Below are 1,659 nucleotides of genomic sequence, written 5' to 3'. Positions count from 1 at the left end.
AATGCTGATTTCACTGCCGCCATTGGCAAGGGTGAGGTTGCCAGAGCCACTGCCTTTAATCGTGATATTGCCTTGGCTTTGAATGAGTTGACTTCCCGCCGGCGCGGTAATGGTAAGGTTGTTGTCTGCCTTGAGGTTGATATCACTTTGGATAACACTGCGATGGCTGCGACCCGCCTTAAGGATGATATTTTGTGTGAAGCTTAAGCCAAGGCTCTTGAATTTTGTGGTAAATATATCGAACAAGATATTGCACGATGTATATGCTAATTGTCATGTGCTGTCCTTTGCATAGAACTGGTTTATAACTTGATTTCGGACTTTAAAAAGTCGTAATAAAAAAGCCCATCCTCTCCATGGTCTTCAAAAATTTCTTTTCCGGCTAACATATAGGCCTTAAGTAAAGCATTTTTACTGCGCTCTTTATCACCTAACTGATAATGACACTGGCCAGCTCTAAAGTGAATAAATGGGTTGTCAAGTGCTTCAGGGTAGTTTAATGCATCCAGCATTGAATCTAGGGATTGTTGATATTCATCAAGCATATAATAACTATCCCCAATAGATACTTTAAGCCAAACGGCTTGCTCCCACTCTTCATCTGGATCAGCGAGCAAATCGAAAGCTTTTTTCCAAAGTGTCATTGCGCCTTGAAAATCTTCTTCATCAAAAAGGTCATTGCCTTGCTCGCAATACTCTTCTATCTGGTCATGTACGTTCATTGGTTATACTCTTTAAAGAAGGTTTTGTATTTCTTAGGTTGTTCTACAAAGCATCTACCCCGTGAAATAGAATTGGCTTTAGCAAACCATTCATATGCTTGTTTAAAGTTACCCATTTCAAATAATATAATTCCTTTTATGAAGCTTGGGCTATCATCATATGAAATGCAAAAGTCTGAATTTAAGTACTCATCAATTAGTGCTTCAGCCTCAGCAAGCTTCTCGATCGTAATAAAGTGCTCACAAGCAGAAGTAATAATAATCAATGATTCTGACCACTGGCTCTTTGGTGAGGGGATTAATTCGATAGCTTCTTGCATTGCAACAAATGACTCATCTATTTTTCCTCTGTCTCTAAACTCCAGAGAACGATTAAATTTTTCATTAATCTCATCACTTAATCTTTCATCTAATTCTTTCATTTTTTCAACTTATTAATTGGGGATAAATAGGTTTCTTTTAACTTAGCTCCCGCTGAACGGTTTAGGCTGTAATGGTCCAATGTATAGTTATTTGGGTCAAGCATCCACTTCCTAACTTCTTTCGACTTTGCGCCATATTGCCTGCCTTTCGTATTCCACCACCTCACTGCATCTGTCGGGTCATGTGCCATGTCTGCTTGCGAAAGCGGGTGCCAATTTCCTTTGCTGTCTTTAAACTGAGTTTTACCGAATTTATCTCTTATCTTACCTTCTTTACGCATCCTAGCAATGACCTCTTTACCAGTGCGAGATGTTTTACTTGGTGTTTTTCCAAGGTATTTCAAGCGGTTCGATATCTTACGAGCTTTCTTAGTTTTTGTATTATTTGAACTATTGCTTTTAGCCCCCGGCAACTTATTCCCTTTTGGCGGCTCCAATTCATCGGCCTTGGCTTTGGTGGGCTTGTCGGTAACGCCTCGAATTGGTGGTTGGCCTTGATACTCATCCAGTGCTTT

At 39.9% G+C, this 1,659-nt stretch carries 4 protein-coding genes; all 4 read right to left on the bottom strand.

From position 1 onward, the window contains the following. On the bottom strand, positions 1-246 hold a 246-nt coding region (locus tag MHN32_RS23550; RefSeq protein WP_239422982.1), incomplete at its 3' end, for a hypothetical protein. Positions 247-302: 56 nt separating this feature from the next. Continuing rightward, positions 303-722, bottom strand: coding sequence for a hypothetical protein (locus MHN32_RS23545; protein WP_010370315.1), 420 nt, complete (start codon positions 720-722; stop codon positions 303-305). After that, positions 719-1,144, bottom strand: a complete 426-nt coding sequence (locus MHN32_RS23540) for a hypothetical protein (protein WP_239422981.1) — start codon at positions 1,142-1,144, stop codon at positions 719-721. The genes MHN32_RS23545 and MHN32_RS23540 overlap by 4 nt, the downstream gene beginning before the upstream one ends. Continuing rightward, positions 1,141-1,659: GH-E family nuclease (locus MHN32_RS23535; RefSeq protein ID WP_239422980.1), on the bottom strand; the 519-nt coding region annotated here is incomplete at its 5' end. The genes MHN32_RS23540 and MHN32_RS23535, both read right to left, overlap by 4 nt.

This window comes from Pseudoalteromonas sp. Of11M-6, from assembly GCF_022347905.1.
Classification (GTDB): domain Bacteria; phylum Pseudomonadota; class Gammaproteobacteria; order Enterobacterales; family Alteromonadaceae; genus Pseudoalteromonas.
The sequence above is the reverse complement of the archived record's forward strand: the minus strand, read 5'-3'. Positions and strand labels throughout refer to the sequence as shown.

What these genes read in the sequence shown, in the direction of transcription:
- MHN32_RS23545 (WP_010370315.1), bottom strand. Translation starts at nt 722, where the DNA reads ATGAACGTACATGACCAGATAGAAGAGTATTGCGAGCAAGGCAATGAC.
- MHN32_RS23540 (WP_239422981.1), bottom strand. Translation starts at nt 1,144, where the DNA reads ATGAAAGAATTAGATGAAAGATTAAGTGATGAGATTAATGAAAAATTT.